The sequence below is a fragment of the Pseudomonas sp. 10C3 genome (assembly GCF_036346185.1).
Lineage (GTDB): Bacteria > Pseudomonadota > Gammaproteobacteria > Pseudomonadales > Pseudomonadaceae > Aquipseudomonas.
The window spans coordinates 1-2,048 of sequence record NZ_JASJVE010000058.1; the positions used below are offsets into that span (position 1 = coordinate 1).

A 2,048-nucleotide genomic window follows, 5' to 3' on the forward strand; every position below is an offset into this window, starting at 1 on the left:
GCAACTCAGTTCGCAAAAAATAAAAACCGATTGTAACGCCATAGAAGATTTTATAGGTGGCGGTGATCTGTGTTTATCTATAGTAGATATAGATGTTAGTAGAGATAGGCTCAAAGGTAGTTTGTTGGCTGCTGAAGTTAAAGATAAAGCACTGACTTTTCGTAAAAAAAATCCGCCTAAAAAGAAAAAAGTATTCACTAAATAGTGAAGTTATTGCTATATCCTTCAACAATAACCCGCTTTGCGGGCTATTGTTGAAGACGGTTGATAAGCAGAAGTATGCCTACCTCACCAATTATCAGGGCTGTTCTGCATGTTGGTGCAGTATCTGATACACCTGGATTCAGCTTCCAAACAAAGGAACCCGGGACAATGGTGCCCCGGTGTGCAATACGGAGTGGTATCAATGAGCAAGACAGAAGCTGTGGACTACCTGATTAGGGAAGCCAAGGAACACACGATGCCCAGCGCCGCCCAGCTGGCGTGTGTGGAAGCGCTAGGCGAAGCCGGGGGTAACGAGGCAATCGGCTACCTGATGGCGTATGCCGACGATGCGAGGCGGGAAACGCCGGCGCACAGCGTGGCACTCAAGGCGTTGGGTCGGGCCGCCCGCAACGGCTAACCGCACTGCGCATAACGGCTCTTTTGTTCAATAGGCCCCCACAGACAAGCCCGCTTCGGCGGGCTTTTTTGCGCCTGCTGGACGCCAGAAGGTGGGGGGCTGGCCTACCCTAGAGGGACAGGGCGGTTTAGGGGGTGCCCGTTCCGGCGTTAACCGTGGAGAGATATGGCATGACCGAAGACTCGCTGTTTGCTCGCTGCATCGCGCTCGGCCACAGCCCGCTGCTTAATGAGCGGCAAATTGGCTGGTCCGGGCGCTGGACCCTGATGGGCGATTTTATGGTCTGCAGCCAGTGCCTGGCCGCGCAGGCCATTGACCGAGCCCACCACCCTTTTCCGCACCTGCCCGACTGCGTGGCGATCCCGCACGCGCGGTCTCCCTGGCATGAGCTGCAACGGTTGTTAAACCAAATCCCTCCCCTTCGCGGATGCGAAACTGAGGAGCTCATCAACTCAAAAGGAGCGTCACCCGATGGTAATCAGGCTGGATGACACCACGCAGCAGGCCCTGGAGCAGTTGATCACGGTCGCACAGGCCGACACCGGGCAGTCCGGCGCCGTGGCCAATTTTCTCCTGGCCTGGCACAACGCAAGCGAGAACGGCGGGTTTGACCTGACTGATCTCTGGGGGCTGGACGAACACCTGGTCAGTGCCTGTGCCGTGGTTTTTCTGTGGGTGGCCTCCCATCGGGCTTACCCCGATGAACTGGGCTATGGCGACCAATTTCAGACCCTGTGGCAGCAATGGCGCGGCCGCGATGCGTGAAGGCATTCAGGAAGAGACGCTGCGCGCCATGCTCGAGGGTGGTGCGGTGCGCGAAGTGCTGGTCAGTCGCCACGGTGACCAATGGGGTCTGGCGATTCGCCTGGGCGGCGTCGGGTCGCGCTGGCTGCCGGTGCGCTCGCGCCGTGAAGCACTGCGCACCTGGGCCAGTTTGACCGCCGTGGGCCGCTTTGCCGACGCCCAGGGCATCAAGGGCTTTGCCGTCGAGCTGTAGGCCTTTCCGGTTCGGGACGGATTTCGGGCGACCCGGAATCCTTCCACCTTAAGGCCGGAATCCTTCCGCTTTATAGCCGGAATCTCTCCCCCATAGGCCGCGATTCTTCCCTGACAGGGCGGATAACGAGATTAACCCCTATCACAGACTCAATCGTCTAGCGCGTCCAGCAACCCCGCCCAAGTGGCCGTTTTCTGGGCCTTGAGCGGGGTTCCATCAGGTTTATCGGGTTTGTGTTCAAGTCGCAGCACTGTGCTTTTGAGTTCCTGCACCTCTTGGCGCAGAGCCTGGAGTTCAGCCAATAGCTGGTCCCACGGTGGGGCTGTTTCGGCTGTTTCGGCTGTGCCAGGGTGTGCCAGGGTGTGCCACATTTGGTGTGCAAAGGTGTGCCACTGACACAAACGCGCCATAGGCGCGCATCAGTTCTGA

Annotated in this window: 5 protein-coding genes; all 5 read left to right on the plus strand. The window is 58.0% G+C overall.

Annotated features, from left to right (window positions below):
- Positions 1 to 205, plus strand: a 205-nt coding sequence (locus QN399_RS26045) for a hypothetical protein (RefSeq protein WP_330201917.1), incomplete at its 5' end; no start/stop codon positions are given.
- A gap of 201 nt (positions 206 to 406) precedes the next feature.
- The gene (locus tag QN399_RS26050) at positions 407 to 622 is read left to right on the plus strand and encodes a hypothetical protein (RefSeq protein WP_330201918.1); all 216 of its coding nucleotides are present in this window, start codon (positions 407 to 409) and stop codon (positions 620 to 622) included.
- A gap of 170 nt (positions 623 to 792) precedes the next feature.
- Positions 793 to 1,113 (plus strand): hypothetical protein, encoded by a 321-nt coding sequence (locus QN399_RS26055; RefSeq protein WP_330201919.1) that lies wholly within the window; start codon positions 793 to 795, stop codon positions 1,111 to 1,113.
- Complete coding sequence (locus QN399_RS26060; protein WP_330201920.1) at positions 1,094 to 1,387, plus strand: hypothetical protein; 294 nt, start codon at positions 1,094 to 1,096, stop codon at positions 1,385 to 1,387. Before QN399_RS26055 ends, QN399_RS26060 begins: the two co-directional genes overlap by 20 nt.
- The gene (locus QN399_RS26065) at positions 1,380 to 1,619 is read left to right on the plus strand and encodes a hypothetical protein (RefSeq protein ID WP_330201921.1); all 240 of its coding nucleotides are present in this window, start codon (positions 1,380 to 1,382) and stop codon (positions 1,617 to 1,619) included. Before QN399_RS26060 ends, QN399_RS26065 begins: the two co-directional genes overlap by 8 nt.
- Positions 1,620 to 2,048: the final 429 nt, after the last annotated feature.